The organism is Flagellimonas sp. B-3 (assembly GCF_056857835.1).
In genome coordinates this window covers 1-2,976 of the sequence record NZ_JBSXNW010000001.1, presented here as the reverse complement: position 1 = coordinate 2,976, position 2,976 = coordinate 1, and the positions used below count along the sequence as shown (strand labels likewise).

Genomic DNA, 2,976 nt, shown 5'->3' with positions numbered 1-2,976 from the left:
AGGTGCCTTGATAGACGTCAACACCGATGGCTGCAACGAGAGCATCCGATATACCTTCACCGTGACCAACACGGGCGATGTGGACCTGGACCAGATTATCGTGGACGACCCATTGCTCGGCGGTTCGCTCGCAGGCCCCGTACCCGAAAGCGACGAAGGGGAAGACGGCATCCTCTCCATCGGCGAGAGCTGGACCTACGAGGCACTTTACGAACTCGAACAACCGGACATCGACAACGGCAATGTGGTGAACTCCGCAACGGTCTCCGCACAGATGCTCGGCACCGATACCGAGGTGCAGGACCAATCCGACAACGATAGCCTTCTGGAGGACGACCCCACCAATACCGTAGTGCCCAACGACGCCTGTACCACTGGCAGTGCAGGTATCGGGCTGATCAAAACTGGAGCTTTGGTAGATGTCAATACCGATGGCTGCGATGAAAGCATCCAATATACCTTTACCGTAACCAACACGGGCGATGTGGACCTCGACGAAGTCACCGTCAACGACCCCTTGCTCGGCGGTATACTGGCCGGCCCCGTAGCGGGAAGCGATGACGGGGATGATGGCATCCTATCCATCGGCGAGACCTGGATTTACGTGGCACTCTACGAAATCATCCAACAGGACATCGACAACGGCAATGTGGTGAACTCCGCAACGGTCTCCGCCCAGCTATTGGGCACTGACACCGAGTTGCAGGACCTGTCCGATGACAACAGTCTCTTGGAAGATGATCCCACAAACACTTCGGTTCCCAACGATGCCTGTATAAATGGAAGTGCCGGTATCGGGCTGATAAAGACAGGTACTTTGGCCGATGTCAATACCGATGGCTGCGATGAAAGCATCCAATATACCTTTACCGTGACCAACACGGGCGATGTGGATCTCGACGAGGTCACCGTCAACGACCCCTTGCTGGGCGGTGCGCTCGCAGGCCCCGTACCCGAAAGCGATGATGGGGACGATGGCATCCTTTCCGTGGGCGAAAGTTGGACCTACGAAGCCCTCTACGAAATCATCCAACAGGACATCGACAACGGCAACGTGATGAACTCCGCAACGGCCTCCGCACAGATGCTCGGCACCGATACCGAGGTGCAGGACCTGTCCGATGACAACAGTCTCTTGGAAGATGACCCTACCAATACCGTAGTGCCCAACGAAGCCTGTACCACTGGCAGCGCAGGTATCGGACTCATAAAAACCGGAGCTTTGGTAGATGTCAATACCGATGGCTGCGACGAAAGCATCCAATATACCTTTACCGTGACCAACACGGGCGATGTGGATCTCGACGAGGTCACCGTCAACGACCCCTTGCTGGGCGGTGCGCTCGCAGGTCCCGTACCCGAAAGCGATGACGGGGACGACGGCATCCTATCCATCGGCGAGAGCTGGACCTACGAGGCACTCTACGAACTCGAACAACAGGACATCGACAACGGCAACGTGGTGAACTCCGCAACGGTCTCCGCCCAGCTATTGGGCACCGATACCGAGGTACAGGACCTGTCCGATGACAACAGTCTCTTGGAAGATGATCCCACAAACACTTTGGTTCCCAACGACGCCTGTACCAACGGAAGTGCCGGTATCGGGCTGATAAAAACTGGAACCTTGACAGATGTCAACACCGATGGCTGCGACGAGAGCATCCAATATACCTTTACCGTGACCAACACGGGCGATGTGGACCTCGACGAGGTCACCGTCAACGACCCCTTGCTCGGCGGTGCGCTCGCAGGCCCCGTTGCGGACAGCGATGACGGGGACGACGGCATCCTTTCCATCGGCGAGAGCTGGACCTACGAGGCACTTTACGGACTCGAACAACCGGATATCGACAACGGCAATGTGGTGAACTCCGCAACGGTCTCTGCACAGATGCTCGGCACCGATACCGAGGTGCAGGACCTGTCCGACAACGATAGCCTGCTGGAAGATGATCCCACAAATACCGTAGTGCCCAACGAAGCCTGTACCACTGGCAGCGCAGGTATCGGGCTGATAAAAACAGGGATTTTGGCCGATGTCAACACCGATGGCTGCAACGAGAACATCCGATACACCTTTACCGTGACCAACACGGGCGATGCGGATCTCGACGAGGTCACCGTCAACGACCCCTTGCTCGGTGGTGTACTCGCAGGCCCCGTGGCGGACAGCGACGAAGGGAACGACGGTATCCTGTCCATCGGCGAGAGCTGGACCTACGAGGCCCTCTACGCATTTACCCAGCAGGACATTGACAACGGCAGTGTGGTCAACTCTGCAACGGTCACCGCACAGCTATTGGGCACAGACACAGAGGTGCAGGACTTGTCCGATGACGATAGTCTTTTGGAAGATGACCCCACAAACACCACGGTGCCCAACGATGCCTGTACCGACGGCAGCGCGGGAATCGGGCTGATAAAAACAGGAGTCCTTGCAGATGTCAACACCGATGGCTGCGACGAGAGCATCCGATATACCTTCACCGTGACCAATACGGGGGATGTGGACCTGGACCAGGTCACCGTGGACGACCCCTTGCTCGGTGGTGTACTCGCAGGCCCCGTGGCGGGCAGCGACGAAGGGAACGACGGCATCCTGTCCATTGGCGAGAGCTGGACCTACGAGGCCCTCTACGAAATCATCCAACAAGACATTGACAACGGCAATGTGGCCAACTCCGCAACGGTCACCGCACAGCTATTGGGCACCGACACCGAGGTGCAGGACCTGTCCGATGACGACAGCCTGCAGGAAGACAATCCCACCAATACCACGGTGCCCAACGATGCCTGTATAAACGGCAGTGCCGGCATCGGGCTGATAAAATCAGGTGCCTTGATAGACGTCAACACCGATGGCTGCAACGAGAGCATCCGATATACCTTCACCGTGACCAACACGGGCGATGTGGACCTGGACCAGATTATCGTGGACGACCCATTGCTCGGCGGTTCGCTCGCAGGCCCCGT

Annotated in this window: 1 protein-coding gene; it reads left to right on the top strand. The window is 57.4% G+C overall.

Translation table 11 applies throughout. The features are described from left to right. Positions 1–2,976, top strand: a 2,976-nt coding sequence (locus AC13CS_RS00005; RefSeq protein WP_482888242.1) for a DUF7507 domain-containing protein, incomplete at both ends; no start/stop codon positions are given.